At 70.4% G+C, this 22,924-nt stretch carries 23 protein-coding genes and 1 pseudogene; 15 read left to right on the top strand and 9 right to left on the bottom strand.

Annotated elements, in window-relative coordinates:
* Positions 1–31 precede the first annotated feature (31 nt).
* The 5 genes from EES42_RS05345 to EES42_RS05325 all read left to right on the top strand — a co-directional run bounded on the left by EES42_RS05345 (position 32) and on the right by EES42_RS05325 (position 3,362).
* Positions 32–397 carry a YciI family protein gene (locus EES42_RS05345; protein ID WP_124716909.1) on the top strand — a complete coding sequence of 122 codons (366 nt, stop codon included), beginning with the start codon at positions 32–34 and terminating at the stop codon, positions 395–397.
* Between the two features lie 46 nt (positions 398–443).
* Entirely contained in the window at positions 444–1,709 is a 1,266-nt protein-coding gene (locus EES42_RS05340) for an RNA polymerase sigma factor (RefSeq protein ID WP_124716908.1), read from the top strand.
* 62 nt (positions 1,710–1,771) lie between these two features.
* A complete protein-coding gene (locus EES42_RS05335; protein WP_124716907.1) occupies positions 1,772–2,236 on the top strand; it encodes a VOC family protein in 465 nt (154 codons plus the stop codon).
* Between the two features lie 35 nt (positions 2,237–2,271).
* Positions 2,272–2,937, top strand: coding sequence for a hypothetical protein (locus EES42_RS05330; RefSeq protein ID WP_124716906.1), 666 nt, complete (start codon positions 2,272–2,274; stop codon positions 2,935–2,937).
* A 59-nt stretch (positions 2,938–2,996) separates the two neighbouring features.
* Positions 2,997–3,362 carry a hypothetical protein gene (locus EES42_RS05325; RefSeq protein WP_124716905.1) on the top strand — a complete coding sequence of 122 codons (366 nt, stop codon included), beginning with the start codon at positions 2,997–2,999 and terminating at the stop codon, positions 3,360–3,362.
* A gap of 10 nt (positions 3,363–3,372) precedes the next feature.
* Here the strand turns inward: EES42_RS05325 and EES42_RS05320 are convergent, their stop codons facing one another.
* Entirely contained in the window at positions 3,373–4,623 is a 1,251-nt protein-coding gene (locus EES42_RS05320; protein WP_124716904.1) for a class I SAM-dependent methyltransferase, read from the bottom strand.
* 136 nt (positions 4,624–4,759) lie between these two features.
* Here EES42_RS05320 and EES42_RS05315 point away from each other — a divergent pair, with 136 nt between their 5' ends.
* The 4 genes and pseudogenes from EES42_RS05315 to groL all read left to right on the top strand — a co-directional run bounded on the left by EES42_RS05315 (position 4,760) and on the right by groL (position 8,244).
* Positions 4,760–5,773 (top strand): polysaccharide deacetylase family protein, encoded by a 1,014-nt coding sequence (locus tag EES42_RS05315; RefSeq protein WP_241196290.1) that lies wholly within the window; start codon positions 4,760–4,762, stop codon positions 5,771–5,773.
* A pseudogene (locus EES42_RS45995) lies at positions 5,770–5,895 on the top strand (polysaccharide deacetylase family protein); the annotation flags it as partial. The gene EES42_RS05315 and the pseudogene EES42_RS45995, both read left to right, overlap by 4 nt.
* A gap of 315 nt (positions 5,896–6,210) precedes the next feature.
* Positions 6,211–6,519 (top strand): co-chaperone GroES, encoded by a 309-nt coding sequence (gene groES / locus EES42_RS05305; RefSeq protein ID WP_124716902.1) that lies wholly within the window; start codon positions 6,211–6,213, stop codon positions 6,517–6,519.
* A 99-nt stretch (positions 6,520–6,618) separates the two neighbouring features.
* The gene (groL, locus tag EES42_RS05300; RefSeq protein ID WP_124716901.1) at positions 6,619–8,244 is read left to right on the top strand and encodes a chaperonin GroEL; all 1,626 of its coding nucleotides are present in this window, start codon (positions 6,619–6,621) and stop codon (positions 8,242–8,244) included.
* A gap of 111 nt (positions 8,245–8,355) precedes the next feature.
* Here the strand turns inward: groL and EES42_RS05295 are convergent, their stop codons facing one another.
* The 5 genes from EES42_RS05295 to EES42_RS05275 form a co-directional block, all read right to left on the bottom strand.
* The gene (locus EES42_RS05295; protein WP_124716900.1) at positions 8,356–9,384 is read right to left on the bottom strand and encodes a hydroxyacid dehydrogenase; all 1,029 of its coding nucleotides are present in this window, start codon (positions 9,382–9,384) and stop codon (positions 8,356–8,358) included.
* A gap of 35 nt (positions 9,385–9,419) precedes the next feature.
* Entirely contained in the window at positions 9,420–10,274 is an 855-nt protein-coding gene (locus EES42_RS05290; RefSeq protein WP_124716899.1) for a carbohydrate ABC transporter permease, read from the bottom strand.
* On the bottom strand, positions 10,271–11,164 hold the full coding sequence (locus EES42_RS05285; RefSeq protein ID WP_124716898.1) for a carbohydrate ABC transporter permease: 894 nt from the start codon (positions 11,162–11,164) through the stop codon (positions 10,271–10,273). The genes EES42_RS05290 and EES42_RS05285 overlap by 4 nt, the downstream gene beginning before the upstream one ends.
* Positions 11,164–12,495, bottom strand: a complete 1,332-nt coding sequence (locus EES42_RS05280) for an ABC transporter substrate-binding protein (protein WP_124716897.1) — start codon at positions 12,493–12,495, stop codon at positions 11,164–11,166. The genes EES42_RS05285 and EES42_RS05280 overlap by 1 nt, the downstream gene beginning before the upstream one ends.
* A 250-nt stretch (positions 12,496–12,745) precedes the next feature.
* On the bottom strand, positions 12,746–13,837 hold the full coding sequence (locus EES42_RS05275) for a substrate-binding domain-containing protein (protein ID WP_124716896.1): 1,092 nt from the start codon (positions 13,835–13,837) through the stop codon (positions 12,746–12,748).
* Between the two features lie 224 nt (positions 13,838–14,061).
* Between EES42_RS05275 and EES42_RS05270 the strand changes: the two genes are divergently transcribed.
* Positions 14,062–15,591: a right-handed parallel beta-helix repeat-containing protein gene (locus EES42_RS05270; protein WP_164495167.1), complete on the top strand. Its 1,530-nt coding sequence runs from the start codon at positions 14,062–14,064 to the stop codon at positions 15,589–15,591.
* Positions 15,592–15,599: 8 nt separating this feature from the next.
* Here EES42_RS05270 and EES42_RS05265 read toward each other — a convergent pair whose 3' ends face one another.
* Positions 15,600–16,373, bottom strand: coding sequence for an SDR family NAD(P)-dependent oxidoreductase (locus tag EES42_RS05265; protein WP_124716894.1), 774 nt, complete (start codon positions 16,371–16,373; stop codon positions 15,600–15,602).
* 35 nt (positions 16,374–16,408) lie between these two features.
* The gene (locus EES42_RS05260; RefSeq protein WP_124717427.1) at positions 16,409–17,083 is read right to left on the bottom strand and encodes an MOSC domain-containing protein; all 675 of its coding nucleotides are present in this window, start codon (positions 17,081–17,083) and stop codon (positions 16,409–16,411) included.
* A 108-nt stretch (positions 17,084–17,191) separates the two neighbouring features.
* On the opposite strand from EES42_RS05260, the gene EES42_RS05255 reads away from it, so the two are divergent.
* Positions 17,192–18,082 carry a LysR family transcriptional regulator gene (locus EES42_RS05255; protein ID WP_124716893.1) on the top strand — a complete coding sequence of 297 codons (891 nt, stop codon included), beginning with the start codon at positions 17,192–17,194 and terminating at the stop codon, positions 18,080–18,082.
* A gap of 93 nt (positions 18,083–18,175) precedes the next feature.
* Here EES42_RS05255 and EES42_RS05250 read toward each other — a convergent pair whose 3' ends face one another.
* Entirely contained in the window at positions 18,176–18,511 is a 336-nt protein-coding gene (locus tag EES42_RS05250; protein ID WP_124716892.1) for a WhiB family transcriptional regulator, read from the bottom strand.
* 412 nt (positions 18,512–18,923) lie between these two features.
* Between EES42_RS05250 and EES42_RS05245 the strand changes: the two genes are divergently transcribed.
* From EES42_RS05245 to EES42_RS05230, 4 genes are all read left to right on the top strand, one after another.
* The gene (locus EES42_RS05245; RefSeq protein ID WP_003948568.1) at positions 18,924–19,535 is read left to right on the top strand and encodes a response regulator transcription factor; all 612 of its coding nucleotides are present in this window, start codon (positions 18,924–18,926) and stop codon (positions 19,533–19,535) included.
* Between the two features lie 297 nt (positions 19,536–19,832).
* Positions 19,833–20,408, top strand: a complete 576-nt coding sequence (locus tag EES42_RS05240) for a sigma-70 family RNA polymerase sigma factor (RefSeq protein ID WP_124716891.1) — start codon at positions 19,833–19,835, stop codon at positions 20,406–20,408.
* 172 nt (positions 20,409–20,580) lie between these two features.
* Complete coding sequence (gene guaB, locus EES42_RS05235; RefSeq protein WP_124716890.1) at positions 20,581–22,086, top strand: IMP dehydrogenase; 1,506 nt, start codon at positions 20,581–20,583, stop codon at positions 22,084–22,086.
* A gap of 164 nt (positions 22,087–22,250) precedes the next feature.
* Positions 22,251–22,924 (top strand): GuaB3 family IMP dehydrogenase-related protein (locus tag EES42_RS05230; RefSeq protein ID WP_241196289.1); only part of this gene is annotated, 674 nt, incomplete at its 3' end.

Raw genomic sequence — 22,924 nt, 5'->3', positions numbered from 1 at the left:
GAGCCCCCGCCCTCCCGACCGAGGAGTCACCATGCCGCGCTTCATGTCGCTGATCCGCATCGACGAGCAGAACCCCTACGACGAGCCGGACCCCGGGTTCGAGGCCCGTATGGGTGCCCTGTTCGAGGAGATCACCAAGGCCGGCGTCATGCTGGAGACGGCCGGGCTCACCCCGACCTCCCAGGGGTCCAGGGTCACCTGGTCCGGCGGAAAGCTCAGCCAGACCGACGGGCCCTTCACCGAGACCAAGGAGGTCGTCGGCGGCTACGCCATCCTCCAGGCCAAGGACATGGAGGAGGCCCTGGAATGGACCCGGCGCTTCCTGCGGACCCACCCGGAGAACTGGACCGTGACCTCCGAGGTCCGCCAGATCGACGAGGCCACCATGGGCGCCTGACCGGCGCGCTTGCCGCCACCCGGCACGGCTGCTGTGATGAGTGATCATGACGGCAGCAAGCCCGGCAGCGGCGGTCGAAGCGGTCTTCAGGATCGAGTCGGCGCGGATCATCGCAGGTGTCACCCGCATCGTGCGGGACGTCGGCATCGCCGAGGAACTCGCGCAGGACGCCCTGGTGGCCGCACTGGAACAGTGGCCGGAGTCAGGTGTCCCGGACCGGCCGGGCGCCTGGCTCATGGCCACCGCCGGACACCGCGCGATCGACCTCGTACGCCGCAGGGAGACGTACGCGCGCAAGCTCGCCGAGGTGGGGCGGTCCCTGGCGGACGTGCCGCCGCCCGAGCCCGCCGAGCCGGACGCCATCGACGACGATCTGCTCCGGCTGATCTTCACCGCCTGCCACCCGGTGATCTCCACCGAGGCCCGGATCGCCCTCACCCTGCGGCTGCTCGGCGGCCTCACCACCGAGGAGATCGCCCGCGCCTTCCTGGCCCCGGAGCCGACCGTCGCCCAGCGCATCGTCCGGGCGAAACGGACCCTGGGCCGCGAGGGCATCCCCTTCGAGGTGCCCTCCGGGCCGGAGCGCGCCGCCCGCCTCGGCTCCGTGCTCGAAGTCATCTACCTGATCTTCAACGAGGGCTACGCGGCCACCGCGGGTGACGACTGGCTGCGCCCGGCGCTCTGCGAGGACGCGCTGCGGCTGGCCCGGGTGCTGGCCGGGCTGATGGAGCGGGAGCCCGAGGTCCACGGCCTGGCGGCGCTGCTGGAGCTCCAGGCCTCGCGCACCGTCGCCAGGACCGGGCCGGACGGTGCGCCGGTGCTGCTCGCCGACCAGAACCGGGCCCGCTGGGACCGCCTGCTGATCCGGCGCGGGGTCGCGGCCCTGGAGCGGGCCGTGGCGGCGACCGAGGAGGGGGCCGGGCTCGGCCCGTACACCGTGCAGGCCGCGATCGCCGCCTGTCACGCGCGCGCCGCGACGTACCAGGACACCGACTGGACCACCATCGCCGCCCTCTACGACCGCCTCGCCGCGATCGCGCCGTCCCCGGTGGTCGAGCTGAACCGGGCCGTGGCCGTCTCGATGGCGCGCGGCCCGGCCGCCGGCCTCGCCCTGGTCGACGCCCTGGCCGGCGAACCGGCGCTCAGGGACTACCACCTGCTGCCCAGCGTGCGCGGGGACCTGCTGGCCAGGTCGGGGCGTACGGACGAGGCCCGGGCGGAGTTCCTGCGGGCGGCCGGGCTGACCCGCAACGAACGGGAACGGGCGATGCTCCTGGACCGCGCGGAGCATCCGGCCCGCGACGGCCGATGAGTTCCGGCCACCGCACGGGTCTACCCTCCACGGCCTCCCGCACCACCCGACAGGAGCAGACCATGCAGAAGATCACCACCTTCCTCTGGTTCGACACCCAGGCCGAGGAAGCCGCGAACTACTACGTGTCCGTCTTCGGCGGCGACTCGCAGGTGCTCCGGACGACGTACTACAACGACGCCGCGCCGGGGCGGACGGGATCGGTGATGACCGTTCAGTTCCGGCTGGCCGGACAGGAGTACGTCGCGCTCAACGGCGGGCCGCAGTTCCCCTTCACCGAGGCGATCTCGCTCTCCGTGGACTGCGCCACGCAGGAGGAGCTGGACACCCTGTGGGCCGAGTTCACCGCCGAGGGCGAGGAGGGGCAGTGCGGCTGGCTCAAGGACAAGTACGGCCTGTCCTGGCAGCTCGTTCCCCACGGCTTCGAGGAGGCGCTGTCCGACCCGGACCCGGCCAAGGCGGAGCGGGCCATGAAGGCGATGATGGGCATGCGGAAGCTGGACATCGAGGCACTGCGCAACGCCTGAACCGGCCCCCGCGCGCGGTCGGTAGGGTCATGCACATGTCTCGCCGAGCGCAACTGCCGCCGCCACCACCGCCCGTGGAAATACGTTCCTGGCCCGACCGGGAAGCCATGCTCACCGACCGGGCCGCGGTGCTCGGGGCGCTGGTGAGGGCCCATGTCGCGCCGGGACGGCTGGCGATGCTGTGGCTGTGGGGCTCGATCTGCGCGCTCGGCTGGCTCCTGGTGGGCACCGCGCTCATGACCTTCGAGGAGTCGTACGACGTCATCAGCGTCGGGGTCGGCGTGATCATCGCCGTCATGGGCGTCGGCTGCATGGTGCCGGCGGTCGTCCTCGTCGTCGTCGGCCTGCGCCGCGACCTCAGGATCCGCCGACTGCTCGACGCCTGGGGCGGGCTGGACCGCGATCCGGCACGCGACGCGGCGCTGCGGATGCCGGGCGCCGGCACCGCCTGGCTGGTGATGTCCTCCGTGCTGTGCGCGGTCGGGCTGGTCACCTGCTTCGTCGTCCCGGCGGCCGCCACCGCGGAAAGGGACACCTACAGCCTGGTCGCCCTGACCATGGGGCTCGGGCTGGTCGCCTGGCTCGTCGGACTGATCGGCGTCGTCAAGGCGTTCGCCCACCGTCGCTGGGTGCGGCGGGTACTGATCGGGGCGCCCGCCCCGGAGCCGCTGATCTCCGTCGGGGGCGGTGCCCACCGCTGACCGCGGACCTATCCTGACGGGACCGGTGAGTCACACAGGGGGAACAGGGGGAGGCCGACATGGAGTGGTACTGGTGGGTGCTCATCATCTTCTGGACGGGCGGCTTCGGATGGGCCGTCGACAACGCCCGTACGGCGCTGCGCAATCGGCACACCCGCAAGCTGGAACTGATCGAGGCGGCCCGCCAGGAGCGGCTGGCCCTCGAATCGGCCAACCAGCCGCCGGAGCCCGTCTGCGGCTGCACGCACCACCTCGCCAAGCACGACAAGCAGGGCAAGTGCCACGAGCGGGTCGAGGTGCCGACGGCCTGGGACGAGACCAAGAAGCCGGTCCGCTTCGAGTCCGGGCAGTGCAACTGCCAGCAGTACGTGGGTCCTGAGCCGCTTTCGCAGGTGTACGCCCCGGACCTGACCGACCTCGCCTGAGGCCCGCCGGTCAGGCCGGGCCGGCGAGCGGGTGGCCGATCAGCATCGTCGGTGCGCCGGCCACCCGGGTCAGGAAGACCGTCGCGGAGTTGGGCCCCTGGAGCTTCATCCTGCGGCGCAGCTCCTCCGGTTCGACCGCCGAGCCGCGCTTCTTGACGGTCAGCACGCCCACCTTCCGCTCGCGCAGCAGCGCCTTCAGCTTCTTCATGTTGAAGGGCAGCTGGTCGGTGATCTCGTACCCGGAGGTGTACGGGGACTCGTACGGCTCGTCGCCGGTGATGTACGCGATCGTCTCGTCGATCAGCCGGCCGTCGCACCGGGCCACGAGGTCGGCGACCAGATGGGCGCGGATGACGGCGCCGTCCGGCTCGTACAGATAGCGGCCGACCGGGCCGACCGGCGGGGCGGGCAGCGGGGCCGCGGCCCACAGACCGGCCCCGGCCGGGAGTACGGTGGCGCGGAACGAACCGGCCGCGAAGCCCTCGCCGAACCAGAGCACCGCCTCCTTCACGTCGCCGCCGTCCGAGATCCACTCGGCCTCCGCCTGCGCCGGGATCGCCTCGTGCGGGATGCCCGGGGCGATCTTCAGGGCCGCGCGGGGGGCCGCGAGCGCGGCACCGGTCGCCCAGGAGAGCGGCGGGGAGTACGCCTCGGGGTCGAAGATCCGGCCTCTGCCGCCGCGCCGGGCCGGGTCGACGAAGACCGCGTCGTACGGCGAGGTGTCGATGTCGGCGACATCGGCGCACCGCACCTCGATCAGACCGTCCAGGCCCAGCGCGGCGGCGTTGGCGCGGGCCACCTCGGCGGTCAGCGGGTCGCGGTCGACGGCGAGGACGGACACGCCCGCCCGCGCGAGCGCGATCGCGTCGCCCCCGATCCCGCAGCACAGGTCGGCGAGGCTCCGCACCCCGCCCGCCGCGAACCGCCGCGCGCGATGGGTCGCCACCGACGTGCGGGTCGCCTGCTCGACGCCGTTCGGTGTGAAGAACATCCGGTACGCGTCCTCGGCGCCGAACTTCGCCACCGCCCGCTGCCGCAGCCGCGCCTGACCAAGTGCCGCCGAGACCAGCGGGGCCGGGTGGGAGCGGCGCAGCCGGGTGGCGGTGGCGAGTTCCCGGGAGGGGTCGTACGACCGCAGCTCGGCCAGCAGCGCGGCGCCCTCGGGGGTGCGCAGGGCGAGGAAGGCGGCGAGGGGATCGGGGGCGTCGGACCGGTCGTCGGCGGGCGGGTCGTTCGGGGCGAGAGCGTTCACCTGCCCCATTGTGAGCCAGCCGGGTAGACCGCCGGGCCGGGCGGCGGTGTCGGGCCGGGAGGCCGTTCCCGTACTGGCAGTATGCGGCGCCATGCAGCTTGTACGACAAAACGAAAATAACATCATGAAGCGGCGCGGATCGGTCATGCCCCGGTCCGGGCGCGGCCGGGGCTCGGGCGCGCACCGGCCCGTCTGCGCCGTCCTGGCCGCACTCCTGGTCGCCGCGGTCGGCTCCGGCTGCGTCTCCGGGTCCGGCGGGCAGCCGGGCGACACCGAGCACCGGGACCGGCCCCTGGCCGGGAACCCGGGCTCGAACCCGGAGCTGAACCCCGCCGCGACCCCCGGCACGAACCCCGCCGCCGGGCACCCGGGCGGCCCCGGACAGCACGCCGGCCGGGGCCGGGTGCCCGGCGGGGCCCATGAGAACGCGCAGCTCAGCCCGGCCGTACGGGCGAAGCTCGCCAAGAAGTGGGGGCTCGACAAGCCGCCGCTGATCGCGCCGCGACCGCCCGCCGTGAAGCCGCGCGTCACCACCCGCGAGGGGTTCGAGGTGGAGGGTGGCGACGACTCGCTGCCGCCGGTCTTCACCACCGTCCCGACCAAGGACCGGGTCGTCTTCCTGACGATGGACGACGGCTCCGAGAAGGACCCCGAGCTGCTGCAGATGATGGACGAGCTGGACATCCCGTACAGCGCCTTCCTCAGCGACTACGAGGTGAGCGACAACTACGGGTACTTCGGCGAGGCGCAGCGGCTGGGCGTCGGCATCAACAACCACACGCTCAACCACCCCTATCTGCCCGGACTCTCCTACGCCGGGCAGGAGCGCGAGATCTGCGGCGAGCAGGAGATCATCGAGAAGCGGTTCGGCAAGCGGCCCACCCTCTTCCGCCCGCCGTACGGCAACTACAACGGGGACACCCTGCGCATCGCGAAGTCCTGCGGGATCAAGGCCGTGCCCCTCTGGAACGCCGAGGCGTTCCCGGACCACATGGAGTGGCGCGAGGAGGACGAGGACCTGCACCCGGGCGACATCATCCTCACCCACTTCCGGGGCCGCGGTGAATGGGACGGCAGCATGACCGACCTGGTCCGGGCGGTCATGAAGACCGTCACGGACCGGGGATACGCCGTGGCCCGGCTGGAGGACTACGTATGAGAAGGGCGCGCCGGCTGCTGGCCGGACTGCTCGCGGCCGGTGCGCTCCTCGCCACCACCGGCGGCTGCGCGCAGTCGGTGGATCCGATCGAACGGCTGGGCCGCAAGGCCGCGCAGAAGGTGAACCATCCGTCGCCGACGCCGGCGGCGGGCCCGCCCGCGCTGCCGTGCGGAACGGTCCGGCCCGCCCGTACGTTGCCTCCGTGTTGTCCGGACTGTTGTCCGGACCGTGCCCCGGCGGTGACGCCACGACCGTCTGAATTGGCACTCCGCTTGACCGAGTGCTAATCCCGGTCATAGTCTCGGTGCTGGCACTCACCACTGGAGAGTGCCAGCAGTACTGCGCGACTGGCAGGTCCGGCACCCGCGACGACGGATCGACCTGGTCGCCACCCAAGACTGTTACCCCGTGAGATCTCCGAAGGGGGAGACCGGATCGTGTCGACCGCCAGCACCAAGGTTGCGATCAAGCCGCTCGAGGACCGCATTGTGGTCCAGCCGCTCGACGCCGAGCAGACCACGGCCTCCGGCCTGGTCATTCCGGACACCGCCAAGGAGAAGCCCCAGGAGGGCGTCGTCCTGGCCGTGGGCCCGGGCCGCTTCGAGAACGGCGAGCGCCTTCCGCTCGACGTCAAGACCGGCGACGTCGTGCTGTACAGCAAGTACGGCGGCACCGAGGTGAAGTACAACGGCGAGGAGTACCTCGTCCTCTCGGCCCGCGACGTGCTCGCGATCGTCGAGAAGTAATTCACCCACGTTTGCTTCTGTTCTGCGCCCCTGGCCCCCTGCGAATAACCAGCCGGGCGGTCGGGGGCGCAGTTCGTTCGAGAGGAAAGCTCAGCTCCCATGGCGAAGATCCTGAAGTTCGACGAGGACGCCCGTCGCGCCCTTGAGCGCGGCGTCAACAAGCTTGCCGACACGGTCAAGGTGACGATCGGCCCCAAGGGCCGCAACGTCGTCATCGACAAGAAGTTCGGCGCTCCCACCATCACCAACGACGGTGTCACCATCGCGCGCGAGGTCGAGCTCGACGACCCGTACGAGAACCTCGGTGCCCAGCTGGTGAAGGAGGTGGCGACCAAGACCAACGACGTCGCGGGTGACGGTACGACCACCGCGACCGTGCTGGCCCAGGCGCTCGTCCGCGAGGGTCTGCGCAACGTCGCCGCCGGTGCTTCCCCGGCCGCCCTGAAGAAGGGCATCGACGCCGCGGTCAAGGCCGTGTCCGAGGAGCTCCTCGCGACCGCCCGACCGATCGACGACAAGACCGACATCGCCGCCGTGGCCGCGCTCTCCGCGCAGGACCCGCAGGTCGGCGAGCTCATCGCGGACGCGATGGACAAGGTCGGCAAGGACGGTGTCATCACCGTCGAGGAGTCCAACACCTTCGGTCTGGACCTCGACTTCACCGAGGGCATGGCCTTCGACAAGGGCTACCTGTCCCCGTACATGGTGACCGACCAGGAGCGTATGGAGGCCGTCCTCGACGACCCGTACATCCTGATCCACCAGGGCAAGATCGGCTCGATCCAGGAGCTGCTCCCGCTGCTGGAGAAGGTCATCCAGGCCGGTGGCTCCAAGCCGCTGCTGATCATCGCCGAGGACGTCGAGGGCGAGGCGCTGTCGACCCTCGTCGTCAACAAGATCCGTGGCACCTTCAACGCCGTCGCGGTGAAGGCCCCGGGCTTCGGTGACCGCCGCAAGGCCATGCTCGGCGACATCGCCACCCTCACCGGTGCGACCGTCATCGCCGAGGAGGTCGGCCTCAAGCTCGACCAGGCCGGTCTGGACGTGCTGGGCACCGCCCGCCGCGTCACCGTCTCCAAGGACGACACCACGATCGTGGACGGCGGCGGCGAGCCCGGCGACGTCAAGGGCCGGGTCAACCAGATCAAGGCCGAGATCGACGCCACCGACTCCGACTGGGACCGCGAGAAGCTCCAGGAGCGCCTCGCGAAGCTGGCCGGCGGCGTGTGCGTGATCCGCGTCGGTGCCGCCACCGAGGTGGAGCTCAAGGAGAAGAAGCACCGTCTGGAGGACGCCATCTCCGCGACCCGCGCCGCGGTCGAGGAGGGCATCGTCTCCGGTGGTGGCTCCGCTCTGGTCCACGCCGTCAAGGTCCTTGAGGGCAACCTCGACAAGACCGGCGACGAGGCCACCGGTGTCGCGGTCGTGCGCCGCGCCGCCGTCGAGCCGCTGCGCTGGATCGCCGAGAACGCCGGCCTTGAGGGCTACGTCATCACCTCGAAGGTCTCCGAGCTCGACAAGGGCCAGGGCTTCAACGCCGCGACCGGCGAGTACGGCGACCTGGTGAAGGCCGGCGTCATCGACCCGGTCAAGGTCACCCGCTCCGCGCTGGAGAACGCCGCGTCCATCGCGTCGCTGCTGCTCACGACCGAGACCCTGGTCGTCGAGAAGCCGGCCGAGGAAGAGGCCGAGGCCGGCCACGGCGGCCACGGTCACTCGCACTGACGCGTAGCCGCTGAGGGCTTGTGGCTCTCGGAAGGCCGACAGCCGAAGAAGGCCCCCTGCCCCACCGCCGAGCGGTGGGACAGGGGGCCTTCCGGTTGTCCGGAGCGAGGTTCAGGCCGAGTGGCTCAGGCTCCCGGAGTGCACCGGGTCCGCGAAGGGCAGACCGGCCGCGAACCGCTCCAGCTCGTCCAGCGCCTGGTCCGCCATCCGGTGCAGCTCGACGCCCAGCGAACCCGCGACGTGCGGGGTGAGCAGCACGTTCGGCAGGGTGTACAACGGCGAGTCGGCGGGCGGCAGCTCGGGGTCCGTCACGTCCAGGACCGCCTGGAGACGCCCGGCCGTCAGCTCGGGCAGCAGCGCGTCCTCGTCGATCAGCGAGCCGCGCGCCGTGTTGATCAGCGTCGTCCCGGGCGCCATCGCGGCCAGCTGCGCCGCGCCGATCAGATGGTGGGTCTCCGGTAGCTGGGGCGCGTGCACCGAGACGACGGAGCTGCTCGCGCACAGCTCGTCGAGCGAGGTGAGCCGGACGCCGAGCCGGGCCGCCTCCGCGCCGTCCACGTACGGGTCGTACAGCAGCACGTCCAGGTCGAAGGGGCGCAGCAGCTCGATCACGCGCCGGCCGATCCGGGAGGCGCCGACGATGCCGACGGTACGGCGGTAGTTGCCGGTCCCGTCGAGCTCCGCGAGCCAGTCGTGGTCGGCGCGCAGTTCGCGGTAGCGGTCCGCGGAGCGCAGTATCCGCTTGCCGGCGAACAGGATCGCGGCGAGGGTGAACTCGGCGACCGGCAGGGCGTTGGCCCCGGCCGCCGATGTGACGGTGATGCCGCGTTCCCAGCAGGCTTCGGTGATGTGGTGCTTCACGGAACCCGCGGCGTGCACCACGGCCCGCAGCCGCGGTGCGGCGGCCAGTACTTCGGCGGTGAGCGGTGTCGCGCCCCAGCAGGTGAACAGCACCTCGGCCTCGGCGAGCGCGGCGGCCACCTCGGGCGTCGGGTCGGCCAGGTCGTGGGCGACGAGGGCCGGGTCGGTACGGGTGAGGGCGGCCAGCCTGGTGCGGTGGCGGTCGGCGAAGAGGCGGTCGGCGATGCCGGGCCCCATCGCGAGCAGGGCCGTCGGCCGGTTGTCAGTGGCGTGGGGCATGGTGGAACTCGTACTCCTCAGGGCTCGCGGTGAGGTCACTTGACGCTGCCGGCGGTCAGTCCGGCCTTCCAGTGCCGCTGCAGCGAGACGAAGGCGACGATCAGGGGGATGACGGCGAGGAGCGACCCGGTGACGACGAGCGGGTAGAAGCTCGGCTCGCCGTGGGTGTTGGTGTTCCAGGAGTACAGACCGAGGCTCAGCGGGAAGAGCTTGCGGTCCGAGAGCATCACGAGGGGGAGGAAGAAGTTGTTCCAGATCGCGGTGAACTGGAAGAGGAAGACCGTCACGAAGCCCGGCATGACCATGCGCAGTCCGATGGACCAGAAGACGCGCAGCTCGCCGGCCCCGTCGATACGGGCGGCCTCCAGGGCCTCGTTCGGTATGTAGCCGGTGCTGAACACCCGGGCGAGATACACGCCGAACGGGTTGACCAGCACCGGGATCAGCACGGACCAGTAGGTGTTGACCAGGCCGGTCTTGGAGGCCAGGAGATACATCGGCAGGGCGAGCGCCGTGGTGGGCACCAGCACGCCCATCAGCACGAGGCCGAACAGCTTCTCCTTGCCCCGGAATTCGTACTTGTCGAAGGCGTATCCCGCGGCGACGCAGATCAGCGAGCAGACGATCGCCCCGCCGCCCGCGTACATCAGGCTGTTGAGGTACCAGCGGAAGTAGATGCCGTCGCCGTAGGAGGCCAGGTTCGACAGGTTCTCGCCGAGGTTGAAGCCCTCGAAGGAGAAGGCGTTGCCCGCGAGCAGACCGCCGGTGTCCTTCGTGGCGGCGGTGACCAGCCAGACGAGGGGGAAGAGCATGTAGACGACGGCGAGCACGAGAAAGCCGTTGACGGCGGTCTTCGACATCCAGCGGCTGCGGGAGGCGGGGGAGTTCATGCTTTCTTGCCCTTCCGGCCGGTGAAGCGGGTGACGACGAAGGACAGCAGCGCGGCCGTGAGCGCCAGCAGGATGGAGGCGGCCGCGGCGAGACCGTAGTCGTTGCGCTCGAAGGCCGCGGTGTACGCGTACATGTTCGGCGTCCAGGTGGAGGTGACGGCGGAGCCGGTCCCCTTGTTGAGGATCAGCGGCTCGGTGAACAGCTGGAGCGAGCCGATGACCGTGAACAGCGCGACCATCACGACGGAGGCGCGGATCAGCGGAACCTTGATGCTGAGCGCGACGCGCCAGGCACCGGCCCCGTCGACCGTCGCCGCTTCGAGTACGGAGCGGTCGATCGCCTGCAACGCGGCATAGAAGATCACCATGTTGTAGCCGAGCCACTCCCACAGGGCGATGTTGACGATGGAGGGAAGGGCGCCTTCGGGGGAGAAGAAGTCGAAGCCGATCCCGCCCGACTCCATGGCGCTGACCACCGGGCTGAGCTGCGGTGTGTAGAGGTACACCCAGATCAGCGCGGCGATGATGCCGGGCACGGCGTGCGGCAGGAAGAGCGCGAGCTGGAAGAACCGGCGGGCGCGAGCCAGCGCGGAGTCCAGCAGCAGGGCGAGGGCGAGGGCTCCGATGAGCAGCAGCGGAATGTAGAACAGGCAGTATCCGAGGAGTACGCCGAAGCCCTCGCGGAACGCCCGGTCGCCCAGGGCCGCCGTGTAGTTGTCGAGTCCGCTGAAGACGGTCTCGGTGCCGCCGAAGCCCAGGCCGGACTGCTTCTCGGTGAACAGGCTGAGCCAGACCGCGTAACCGATCGGCAGCAGCATGGCCACGGTGAACAGTACGAAGAAGGGCCCCAGCAGGATGGCGGCGGCTCTGGTCGTCCGGGCGCGCTTCATCAGCCTGCGTCCTCGACCTTCAGACCGCGCTTCTTCAGCTCGGCGACCGTGGCGTCGTGCCCGGCCTTCACGGCGTCCTTGATGGTGGTGCCACCGCTGGCGACCTTGCCGAACTGGTCCTTCATGGTGGTGTTCGTGGTGCCGGTGGTCGGGCCCCAGTTCCAGTTCGGGCCGATCGACGTCGCGGCGCCCTCGAAGACCTGGTAGATGTCCTCGCCGCCGTAGAAGCCGGCGTCGAAGGCCTTCTTGGCGACCGGGCGCAGTGCCGACGCGGCCGGGAAGGCGCTCGAAGTGCCGGACTCGATCCGGGCCTTGATGCCGTCCTCGGTGGTCGACATCCAGGTGGCGAACTCGACCGCGGCCTTCGCCTTCTTGCTGGTCTTGGTCACCGCGAAGGTGGAGCCGCCGAGCATGCCGCTGGCGGGCTTGCCGTCCCAGCTGGGCATCGGGGCGACGGCCCACTTGCCGCTCTGCTCGGGCAGCGTTCCCTTGAGGACACCCGCGCCCCAGGCGGCGCCGAGGTAGCCGACCGTGCCGCCGTTCTTGAGGGAGTTGGTCCACTCGGGGCTGAACGAGGCGTTGGCGCGGATCAGGTCGTCGTCGAGCAGACCCTGCCAGTAGTCGGCGACCTTGTTGGTGGCCGCGTCGGCGGTGCTGACCTTCCAGGTGTCGCCCTCGGGCTTGTACCACTGGGCGCCGGCCTGCCAGGCCATCGCCTGGAACGTGGTCGGGTCATCAGGGAAGAAGGTGCCGATCCGGGCCTTCTTGTCGGCCTTCTTGACCTTCTCGGCGGCCTTGCGGAACTCGTCCCAGGTCTTGGGGACCTCGACGCCGTACTTCTCGAACAGGTCCTTGCGGTAGTAGAAGGACTGCGGCGAGGCGTCGAACGGAACGGCCCAGTTCTTGCCGCCGAGCGTCGTCAGTTCGACCGCCTGCGGCAGCAGCTTCTTGCGGATGTCCTCGGTGAAGTACTGGCCGATGTCCTGGAGCGCGCCCTGACTGACGTACTCCGGAAGCTGCGGGTACTCGATGGAGACCAGGTCGGGCGCGTTGCCGGCCTTGACCGCGTTGGAGATCTTGGCGTAGCCGCCCGCGTTGCCGGACGGGATCTCCTCGTACACCACCTTGATGTTCTTGTGCGAGGCGTTGAACGCGTCAACGACCTCCTTGGACCCCTTGGCCCAGCCCCAGAAGGTGATGCTGACGGGCTTGCCGTCGGTTCCGGTGGCTGCGGAGTCGTCGTCGCCGCTGCCGCCACAGGCCGTGAGAAGGGCGAGGGCGGTGGCGGTGCCGACAACGGCGAGGGACGTTCTGCTCGGACTGCGGCTCACAGCGAGGCTCCTGAACTGGCGGCGACATTGGCGTTGGCCGTGATCCTTGGACCAGTCGTGACCGAAGTCAAGAGCGAAAGATCGATTGATCGAAAAAAGATCAGATAAGTTATCTATGGACGTACGTGGGATACCCTGCGGAATCGGGCACGGAAGCCGCCCGAACCGCCTGCGGGAGGCGCCCGAACGCCTACGGGAGGGCGCGATCGCCTACGGGAGGGCGCGATCGCCTACGGGAGGGCGCGATCGCCTACGGGAGGCGTGCCCCGCACGATTCCCTGACCCTCAGCTGCGGCAGCAGCGTCAGATGGCGCCGGGGAGCGCCCTCGCTCTGCCCCAGCCGTTCCACCAGCAGTTCCGTGGCGTGCCTGCCCACCTCGCGCTTGGGCGGCGCCACCGCGGTGAGCGGGGTGTCCGCGAGGGCCGCCACCTCGTCGTCGTAGGCGATCAGGGCCAGGTCCTGCGGCACCCGCACGCCCAGTTCGGCCAGGCGCTGCACCACCTGGATCGCGTCCACGTCGTTGTGGATCAGCGCCGCCGTCGCCACCCCCGAAAGGACCGCCTCGCGCAGCGCCTGAACGGCCTCCTCGAAGGCGTCCGGGGCGAGTTCGGCCGGTACGGAATCGATCACGTCCTGCGGCGCGCGCAGCCCGAGCACGGACAGCGCCTCCTGGTACCCGGACCGCACCGCGACGGCGGTCGGGGAGTCCGCGCGGGCCATCAGCAGCGGCGCCCCGTGTTCGAGGTCCACCAGGTGGCGCACCGCCAGCAGCACGCCGTGCGCGTGGTCCGAGCAGACCCGGTCCAGGCCGTCCAGCGGGGAGCCCGCGGTGGGCCTGCGCTCCAGCAGGACGGTCGGCACGGGCAGCGAGGTGATCCAGTCGCCGAACGCGGCGGGGTCGCCCGGGTCCTGCCAGCCGGGCGCGACCAGCAGCCCCTCGGCGCCCGCGGAGAGCAGGCCCTCGGTGCGGGCGTGGTCCTCCTGCGGCCGGTAGTCGGAGATCCGCAGTATCAGCCTGGCCCCGGCCTTCGCGGCGGCCTCGTGGGCACCGCGGATGACCTCGGCGAAGTAGTACGTCGACGAGGGCGCGAGCATGCCGAGGACCAGTCCGCCGCCACCGGCCCCGGGACCGGCGGCAGCGCCCGGGGCGGCGTCCTGCGGCCAGGACACCGAACCGTGGACCCGGTCGAGCAGGCCGCGGCCGGCCAGCTCCTCCACGTCCCGGCGCGCCGTGACGGGCGAGACCCCCAGCAGCGAGGCCAGGTCCGAGACCCGGGCCGAACCCCGCTCCCGTACCAGCCCGAGCAGGCGGTCATGACGTTCAGCAGCACTTTCGCGCACGGCAGCAGTCCCCTCGCAGTGTGTGTGCCGGCCCCCGGTCCGGCCGGCGCCGGGGCCCTTCTTCCGACCCTAGACCAACGTGATCGAACGATGGGAGTTTCGATCATTCAAACGCAATCCATTGACGTTCGATCAATCCAAGTCCAGGATTCCCGGCGATGCGGACTCGTCCCCGTCCCGACCCCGACTGTTCGCCCGATCCTGACTGTTCGTACGGAGGAATTGTGAGACATCGCGTCACCGCTGCGGCGCTCGCGGCCCTGACCGCCGCAGGCGGCCTGACCGTCGCGAGCCAGACCGCCGCGCAGGCCGCGCCGGCCGGCCGCACCTTCCACGTCGACTGCGCCGCGGACCCGGCCGGCGCCACCGGCAGCAAGCAGCACCCCTGGACCTCGCTCGCCGAGGCCAACGCGCACACCTACGGTCCCGGCGACCGGCTCCTGTTCAAGCGCGGCGCCACCTGCACCGGCACCCTCGCCCCCACCGGCACCGGCTCCGCCCGCGCCCCGTTCACCATCGCCGACTACGGCAACGGCCCGGCCCGCGCCCGGCTCGACGGCGCGGGCGCCCATGACGTGGTCCTGCTCGCCAACACGCAGTACGTGCACCTCAAGGCGCTGGAGATCACCAACGCCGACAACCCCGGCAGCGAGCGCAACGGCGTCCGCCTCCGCCTCACCGACTACGGCGTGGCCCGCGGCTTCGACATCTCCGGCCTCTACATCCACGACGTGCGCGGCGGCGACTACAAGACGGTGTCCGGCTCCAGCGCGATCCACATCGCCGTCGAGGGCACGGCGAAGGCCAGCTGGTACGACGGCCTGGACATCGGCAACAACCGCATCGAGGACGTCGACCGAGAGGGCATCTACTTCAAGTCGACCTTCTCCAAGCGCGATCTGGTCGGCCAGCAGCAGGACCCGAACGTCTACCCGGGGGAGTGGACGCCCAGCACCGGCGTCCGCATCCACCACAACACGCTGAAGTCCCTGGCCGGCGACGGGATGAAGCTCGACACCACCAGCGGCGCCCGGGTCGACCACAACCGGGTCGACGGCTTCCAGCTCCGCTCGCCCTCCGCCAACGCGGGCATCTGGACCTTCAACACCGACGACACGACCGTCGAGTACAACGAGGTCTCCGGCGGCGGCAACACCCACGACGGAATGTCCTTCGACGCCGACGGCGCCTCCCGGAACACCGTCTTCCAGTACAACTACAGCCACGACAACAAGGGCGGCTTCCTGCTGATCTGCCCGTACAGCGGCGCCAAGACCATCGGCACGGTCGCCCGGTACAACGTCAGCAGCAACGACGGCGCCCGCCTCGTCCAGAACTGCTGGGGCCCGATCCTGGGCACCGAGATCTACAACAACACCTTCCGCAACAAGGAGCAGATCCCCGGCTACCTCGTCCAGGACGACGCCGGCAGCCCCGCCACCACCCAGCACGAACTGGCCATCCGCAACAACGTATTCGTGAGTGAGGGCACCGGCGGCTACGCCTTCAAGAACCCGACCCCCGGGCTCTCCTTCGACCACAACGCCTTCTACGGCATCGAGATGACCCGCCCGAACCCCGGCGGCATCACGGCGGACCCGAAGCTCCGGGCCGACTTCCGGCTCGGCGCCGGCTCGCCCGCCCTCGCCGCCGGAGCCGTCATCGACAACAACGGCGGCAAGGACTACTTCGGCAACCGGCTCAGGCCCGGCGCCCCCAACATCGGCGCCTACGCGGGCCGCGGGGTGCGGTAACCGACCGCTCACTGAGGACCGTACTTGCGGCCTGTCTTGGAGGTCATCCCTCCGAGCAGGCCGCGCGGCGTCACCTTCACGACCCCCATCAGCGCCTTGTACCGGGGATCGGGGACCGAGACCGACTTGCCGCGCGCCAGGTCCGCCAGGGCCGTGGCCACCAGCTTGTCCGCGTCGAGCCACATCCAGCCCGGAATGTTGCCGGTCCCCATCCCGGCCCGCTGGTGGAACTCCGTCCGTACGAAGCCGGGGCACAGCGCCATCAGCCGGACACCCGTGCCGGCCATGTCCTTCGCCGCGCCCTGGGTGAACTGCACGACCCATGCCTTGGACGCGCCGTACGTGCCGCGCGGCACGAACGCGGCCACCGAGGCCACGTTGACCACACCGCCCCGGCCGCGCTCCCGCATTCCGGCCGCCGCCGCCGAGGTCAGCCGCAGCACCGCCTCGCAGTGCACCTTCAGCATCTTCAGCTCGTCGGCCATGGGCACGTCCAGATAGCGGCCCTTGTTGCCGAACCCGGCATTGTTGACCAGCAGGTCCACCGGATGCCGACGGTCCGTCAACCGGTCCTCGACCGAGGCGATCCCCTCGTCCTCGGAGAGATCGGCCCTCAGTACCTCGGCCTCGATGCCGTGCCGGTCGTGCAGCTCCGTCGCCTGCTCGCGCAGCCGCTCGGTGTCGCGCGCCACCAGCACCAGGTTGTGCCCGTCCGCCGCGAGCCGCCGCGCGAAGGCGGCACCGATCCCCGCGGTCGCGCCCGTAATCAGTGCAGTCGTCATACGCGGCACGTTAGTGCCTGTCCGGCACGCGGCGATCAGCCGTCCGCCGCCGGCTTTCCGGCGTACTTCAGGGCGGCCCGCAGCGTCTCGGGATGCAGCGCGTCCCCGGCCGCGAGGAGCCCCGGCAGCAGATCCCGCCGCGTGGTGGTGGCCAGGAACTCCCTGCGCACGGTGACGTCGTGGTCCGGGCGGAACACGATCTCGACCGGATTCCCGGCCCGGACCGTGCCCGGCTCGATCACCCGCAGATAGGCGCCCGGAGCCGCCGTACGGGTGAACCTCCTGACCCAGCGCTCCTCGCCGACATGACCGGCGAACGTACGGCACGGAATCCGGCCCGACGTCACCTCCAGCACCAGACCGTCGCCGATCCGCCAGCGTTCACCGATCCTCGCACCGCTCACGTCGACCCCACGGGTCGTCAGGTTCTCGCCGAACGTGCCATTGGCCAGCGGCCGGCCGAGCTCCCGCTCCCACGCGTCGAGCTCCTCGCGGGCGAAGGCGTACACCGCCTGGTCGGAGCCGCCGTGATGGCGCAGATCGCACACCGAGTCCCCGGCCAGACCGCTGCCGCCGACGCCCTTGGGCCCGGGATCGGTGACATGCACCGGCCCCTCGGCAGGCCGCTTGTCGATGCCGGTCACGCCCCCGGGGGCGTCGGTGTGGGGGACGGCCTTCGGGCGCCCCGTGTTCACGGTGAGCAGCCGCATCGGCCCGGTCGGTTCCATGGACGTCATATCGAGAACGCTAACCACTCCGCCCTCAAAGATGTGCGGCAATAATGCGCAACCAACCCAAGAGTCGCTTATGGTTGAAGGGTGATCGAAGCCCGTCATCTCCGTGTCCTGCGCGCCGTGGCCGCCACCGGCTCGTTCTCCGCCGCCGCCCGCGAACTGGGCTGCACCCAGCCCGCGGTCAGCCAGCAGATGAAGGCCCTGGAGGCTTCGGCGGGCACCACGCTGCTGATCCGCACCGGACGCGAGATGCGGCTCACCCAGGCCGGTGAGGCCCTGGTCCGCCACGCCTCCGGCATCCTCGCCGGTCTGACCGCCGCCGAGGAGGAGGTCGCCGCCATCGCCGGGCTGCGGGCCGGCCGGGTCCGGCTCGTCTCGTTCCCCAGCGGCAGCTCCACGCTGGTCCCCGGCGCCCTCGCCGCACTGCGCGCGGCCCACCCCGGCACCCAGGTCTCGCTGGTGGAGGCCGAGCCGCCGCGCTCCGTCGAGATGCTGCGCGAGGGCGACTGCGACATCGCGCTGGCGTTCCGTTACGGCACCTCCGGCACCGAATGGGACGACCTGGTGGTACGCCCGCTGCTCACCGACCGGCTGATCGGCCTGGTCCCCGAGGGGCACCGGCTGTCCCACTCCGCCGCGGTGGGCATCGCCGAGCTGGCCGAGGAGTCCTGGATCGCGGGCTGCCCGCGCTGCCGCCGCCAGCTCGTGGAGGTCTGTGAGGCGTCGGGCTTCACCCCCCGGATCGACTTCGCCACCGACGACTACCCGGCGGTGGTCGGCCTGGTCGGTGCCGGACTCGGGGTGGCCGTGCTGCCGGAGCTGGCGATCGAGTCGGTGCGCCCCAAGGGGGCACGCACCGTGACGGTGGAGCCGGCCATCGAGCGCGAGATCGTCGCGCTGACCCTGCCGGACCTGGCCCAGGTCCCGGCGGTGGCGGCCACCCTGGACCGGCTGTCCTTGGCAGCCGCCCGCTGAGGGCCTGCCTGTGACCCGGTCCCCAGGTGCGGCCGGGTGCGTACCGCCTTCACTGCGGAAACGTTTCTGTTGTTGGTGTACGTGGCGCCGGGATCAGCCGTGCCCCGACGGGGACGGCACACCCGACGGCGCCGCGGCCGCGATCAGCCGGCTGCGGGCCCGTCCCATGAGCTCCTCGCGCTCGTCCTCGGTCAGTCCGCCCCACACTCCGTAGGGCTCGCGCACCGCCAGGGCGTGTGCCGCGCACTCGGCGCGTACCGGGCATCGCATGCAGACCTCTTTCGCCGAGTTCTCGCGGGCGCTCCGGGCTGCCCCGCGCTCACCCTCCGGGTGAAAGAACAGTGAGCTGTCGACCCCTCGGCAGGCCGCCAGCAGTTGCCAGTCCCACAGATCGGCGTTGGGTCCGGGAAGGCGGGAGAAATCTGCCATTGCTTGTCCCCTCGAAACCATGCTGAGTCGGAAACGTCGTTTTCGTCCGTCATCGACCGTGCCCACGACCGTACATCTACGGTGTAAGTAGATGTAAATATGACTGATTGCGAATCTATCCACAGACACCAGCAAAAGGGAAGAAAACCCGCTAAATGGGGCATACCTTCATGTGAAGTTTCGGTTGACGATTGGATGATCCGCGTCGTTCTCCTCCGTGTGCGCCCCCTCACGTAGAGTGCCGAACCCGGTTCCCCGACCCGTAACTCTTTCGAGTGACCGTCGTTGAGAGGGCGGAGGCGGTTGACGGAAAAAGCGATCGGGCAGGTGTCCGAGAGTGTCAACCGCACAGGTGACGACTTGTAACAGCCTGGAGGCTCAAGGTGACGCGCATCGGCTTCGGAGGACGGTCATGACATCCGTCCTCGTCTGCGACGACTCCCCGCTTGCCCGAGAAGCGCTTCGTCGCGCGGTCGCGACCGTGCCCGGCGTGGAGCGGGTGACGACGGCGGCCAACGGCGAGGAAGTCCTTCGCCGCTGGGGCGCCGACCGTTCGGATCTGATTCTGATGGACGTACGCATGCCCGGTCTCGGGGGGGTGGAGACGGTCCGGCGGCTGCTCTCCGCCGACCCCGGCGCCAGGATCATCATGCTGACCGTCGCCGAGGACCTGGACGGTGTCGCGCTCGCGGTCGCCGCCGGCGCCCGCGGCTATCTGCACAAGGACGCCTCCCGCGCGGAGTTGCGCGCCACCGTCACCCAGGCGCTGGCCGATCCGACGTGGCGGCTCGCCCCGCGCCGGCTGCGGTCGGCCGAGATGGGTGCGGCGCCGACGCTCACCGCGCGTGAGATCCAGGTGCTCGAAGGAATGAGCCACGGTCGTTCGAACGCCGAGATCGGCCGTGAGCTGTTCCTCTCCGAGGACACGGTGAAGACGCACGCCAGGCGTCTGTTCAAGAAACTCGGAGCCTCGGACCGGGCGCACGCCGTCGCGCTCGGCTTCCGCTGGGGCCTGGTCCGCTGAGGGCCGGCAGTGGCCGGCAGTCGATCGATTCCCCGTCCGTGCAGCAGCGGACGGGGCGACGTGACCGACATGCGCGGTACGGGCTCCGCTCCACCGGCGGAGCCCGTCGCGCCGACGGTATGTGACGCTTCCCGGCCGATGCCGCATCCTTGAGATGTGGAGTTCCTCGGGAACGATTCGGTCGAGCGGAAGGGGAGGGCGCAGGACATGACTTCCGGCGCACCCGCTCATAACGCTTCGGTGCACAACTACGGACGCGGCAGCACGGATGACGCGGCTCCGAGGCACCATGGTCCGATGCGCGACGACGAGACGACGGCGATCGGTGCCCTGGTGCACCGTGCCGTCGAGGGCGACGCGCAGGCCACCCATGATCTGCTGGCCCATGTCCACCCCCTCGCGCTGCGCTACTGCAGGTCCCGGCTGAACCGGCTGCCGGGTGATGCCCGCCACTTCGTGGAGGACCTGGCGCAGGAGGTCTGTGTCGCGGTGCTGATGGCGCTGCCGCGCTACAAGGACACGGGCAGGCCCTTCGAAGCCTTTGTGTTCGCCATTGCGGGCCACAAGGTCGCCGATCTCCAGCGCGCCGCCATGCGGCACCCGGGATCGACGGCCGTGCCGTCCGACGAGATGCCCGAGCGGCCGGACGATTCGCTCGGGCCCGAGGAGCGCGCCCTGCTCAGCAGCGATGCCGCCTGGGCGAAGAAGCTCCTCGCCAACCTCCCGGAGAACCAGCGCGAGCTGCTGGTCCTGCGGGTCGCCGTCGGGCTCACCGCCGAGGAGACCGGACAGCTGCTGGGCATGTCGCCGGGCGCCGTCCGGGTCGCCCAGCACCGGGCCCTGAGCAGGTTGCGGGCCCTCGCGGAGCAGTGAGCGGACGCGGTCGCGGCCGCGAGCGGGGTTCCGTACGAAGCTTCCGTACGAAGCACGAAGCTCCCGTACGAAGCTACAGAACCTCTGGGTGATCTTGCTCGTGGAATGAGACACCCCCGGAGGCCGTTAGCATGGACATCCGCACCGATCAAGGCCATTTGGGGAAGGTGTCATGACTGCAAACGTCGACGGAGTGCCCGAGAAATTCGCGACGCTCGGGCTGACATACGACGACGTGCTGCTGCTGCCCGGCGCATCCGAGGTGCTGCCGAACGCGGTCGACACCTCGTCCCGTATCTCCCGCAACGTGCGCGTGAACATCCCGCTGCTCTCCGCAGCGATGGACAAGGTGACCGAGTCCCGCATGGCCATCGCCATGGCGCGGCAGGGTGGCGTCGGTGTGCTGCACCGCAACCTGTCGATCGAGGACCAGGTCAACCAGGTCGACCTGGTGAAGCGCTCCGAGTCCGGCATGGTGACCGATCCGATCACCGTGCACCCGGACGCGACGCTGGCCGAGGCCGACGCGCTGTGTGCCAAGTTCCGCATCAGTGGCGTCCCGGTGACCGACCCGGCGGGCAAGCTGCTGGGCATCGTCACCAACCGCGACATGGCGTTCGAGTCCGACCGCAGCCGTCAGGTGCGCGAGGTCATGACGCCGATGCCGCTCGTGACCGGCAAGGTCGGCATCTCCGGCGTCGACGCCATGGAGCTGCTGCGCCGCCACAAGATCGAGAAGCTTCCGCTGGTCGACGACGCGGGTGTCCTCAAGGGCCTCATCACGGTCAAGGACTTCGTGAAGGCCGAGCAGTACCCGAACGCGGCGAAGGACGCCGAGGGCCGGCTCCTCGTCGGCGCGGCGGTCGGCGCCAGCCCCGAGGCCCTGGAGCGCGCCCAGGCGCTGGCCGGCGCGGGCGTGGACTTCCTCATCGTCGACACCTCGCACGGACACAACAGCAACGCGCTGAACTGGATGGCGAAGATCAAGTCCAGCGTCGGCGTCGATGTCATCGGCGGCAACGTCGCGACACGTGACGGTGCGCAGGCCCTGATCGACGCCGGTGTCGACGGCGTGAAGGTCGGTGTGGGCCCCGGCTCCATCTGCACCACGCGTGTGGTCGCCGGCATCGGCGTCCCGCAGGTCACCGCGATCTACGAGGCCGCCCTCGCCGCCCGCGCGGCCGGTGTCCCGGTCATCGGGGACGGCGGTCTGCAGTACTCCGGCGACATCGGCAAGGCGCTCGCCGCCGGTGCCGACACGGTGATGCTGGGCAGCCTCCTCGCGGGCTGCGAGGAGTCTCCCGGTGAGCTCCTCTTCATCAACGGCAAGCAGTTCAAGTCGTACCGCGGCATGGGTTCCCTCGGGGCGATGCAGTCCCGCGGCCAGGGCCGCTCGTACTCCAAGGACCGCTACTTCCAGGCCGACGTGGCCTCGGACGACAAGCTCGTGCCCGAGGGCATCGAGGGCCAGGTGCCCTACCGCGGCCCGCTGGGCAATGTGCTGCACCAACTCGTCGGCGGTCTTCGGCAGACCATGGGCTACGTGGGTGCCGCCTCCATCGACGAGATGGAGACCAAGGGCCGCTTCGTCCGCATCACGTCCGCGGGGCTCAAGGAGAGCCACCCGCACGACATCCAGATGACGGTCGAGGCGCCGAACTACAGCCGCAGCAAGTAGCCGCCGACAGGGCCAGGGGCGGTCCCGGGACTCCCGGGGCCGCCCCTGGCGCATATGTCGGGGATACTGGAAGGCGCTGAAACGCAGAGGGAAAGGCCACACACGTGACTGAGATCGAGATCGGGCGCGGCAAGCGCGGCCGCCGGGCGTACGCATTCGACGACATCGCCGTCGTTCCGAGCCGCCGTACCCGTGACCCGAAGGAGGTCTCGATCGCCTGGCAGATCGACGCCTACCGTTTCGAGCTGCCGTTCCTGGCCGCTCCCATGGACTCCGTGGTCTCCCCGCAGCACGCCATCCGGATCGGCGAGCTCGGCGGCCTGGGCGTCCTCAACCTGGAAGGGCTGTGGACCCGGCATGCCGACCCGCAGCCGCTGCTCGACGAGATCGCCGAGATGCCCGTCGAGTCGGCGACCCGCCGCCTCCAGGAGATCTACGCGGCGCCGATCCAGGAGGAGCTGATCGGGCAGCGCATCAAGGAGGTGCGCGACTCCGGTGTCGTCACCGCCGCCGCGCTCTCCCCGCAGCGCACCGCGCAGTTCTCCAAGGCCGTCGTGGACGCGGGCGTGGACATCTTCGTCATCCGCGGTACGACGGTCTCCGCCGAGCACGTCTCGGGTGCGGCCGAGCCGCTCAACCTCAAGCAGTTCATCTACGAGCTGGACGTCCCGGTGATCGTCGGCGGCTGCGCCACGTACACCGCCGCCCTGCACCTGATGCGTACCGGTGCGGCCGGTGTCCTCGTCGGCTTCGGCGGCGGCGCCGCGCACACCACGCGCAATGTCTTCGGCATCCAGGTGCCGATGGCGACCGCGGTCGCCGATGTGGCCGGCGCCCG

The sequence above is a fragment of the Streptomyces sp. ADI95-17 genome (assembly GCF_003846175.1).
GTDB lineage: Bacteria > Actinomycetota > Actinomycetes > Streptomycetales > Streptomycetaceae > Streptomyces > Streptomyces sanglieri.
Note: the sequence above shows the minus strand (reverse complement) of the source record. Positions and strands in the feature narration are given on the sequence as shown.

Coding starts and splice junctions, on each gene's coding strand:
- EES42_RS05345 (WP_124716909.1), top strand. CDS start 32: ATGCCGCGCTTCATGTCGCTGATCCGCATCGACGAGCAGAACCCCTAC.
- EES42_RS05340 (WP_124716908.1), top strand. CDS start 444: ATGACGGCAGCAAGCCCGGCAGCGGCGGTCGAAGCGGTCTTCAGGATC.
- EES42_RS05335 (WP_124716907.1), top strand. CDS start 1,772: ATGCAGAAGATCACCACCTTCCTCTGGTTCGACACCCAGGCCGAGGAA.
- EES42_RS05330 (WP_124716906.1), top strand. CDS start 2,272: ATGTCTCGCCGAGCGCAACTGCCGCCGCCACCACCGCCCGTGGAAATA.
- EES42_RS05325 (WP_124716905.1), top strand. CDS start 2,997: ATGGAGTGGTACTGGTGGGTGCTCATCATCTTCTGGACGGGCGGCTTC.
- EES42_RS05320 (WP_124716904.1), bottom strand. CDS start 4,623: ATGGGGCAGGTGAACGCTCTCGCCCCGAACGACCCGCCCGCCGACGAC.
- EES42_RS05315 (WP_241196290.1), top strand. CDS start 4,760: ATGCCCCGGTCCGGGCGCGGCCGGGGCTCGGGCGCGCACCGGCCCGTC.
- groL (WP_124716901.1), top strand. CDS start 6,619: ATGGCGAAGATCCTGAAGTTCGACGAGGACGCCCGTCGCGCCCTTGAG.
- EES42_RS05295 (WP_124716900.1), bottom strand. CDS start 9,384: ATGCCCCACGCCACTGACAACCGGCCGACGGCCCTGCTCGCGATGGGG.
- EES42_RS05290 (WP_124716899.1), bottom strand. CDS start 10,274: ATGAACTCCCCCGCCTCCCGCAGCCGCTGGATGTCGAAGACCGCCGTC.
- EES42_RS05285 (WP_124716898.1), bottom strand. CDS start 11,164: ATGAAGCGCGCCCGGACGACCAGAGCCGCCGCCATCCTGCTGGGGCCC.
- EES42_RS05265 (WP_124716894.1), bottom strand. CDS start 16,373: ATGACGACTGCACTGATTACGGGCGCGACCGCGGGGATCGGTGCCGCC.
- EES42_RS05260 (WP_124717427.1), bottom strand. CDS start 17,083: ATGCGGCTGCTCACCGTGAACACGGGGCGCCCGAAGGCCGTCCCCCAC.
- EES42_RS05250 (WP_124716892.1), bottom strand. CDS start 18,511: ATGGCAGATTTCTCCCGCCTTCCCGGACCCAACGCCGATCTGTGGGAC.
- EES42_RS05245 (WP_003948568.1), top strand. CDS start 18,924: ATGACATCCGTCCTCGTCTGCGACGACTCCCCGCTTGCCCGAGAAGCG.
- EES42_RS05240 (WP_124716891.1), top strand. CDS start 19,833: ATGCGCGACGACGAGACGACGGCGATCGGTGCCCTGGTGCACCGTGCC.
- guaB (WP_124716890.1), top strand. CDS start 20,581: ATGACTGCAAACGTCGACGGAGTGCCCGAGAAATTCGCGACGCTCGGG.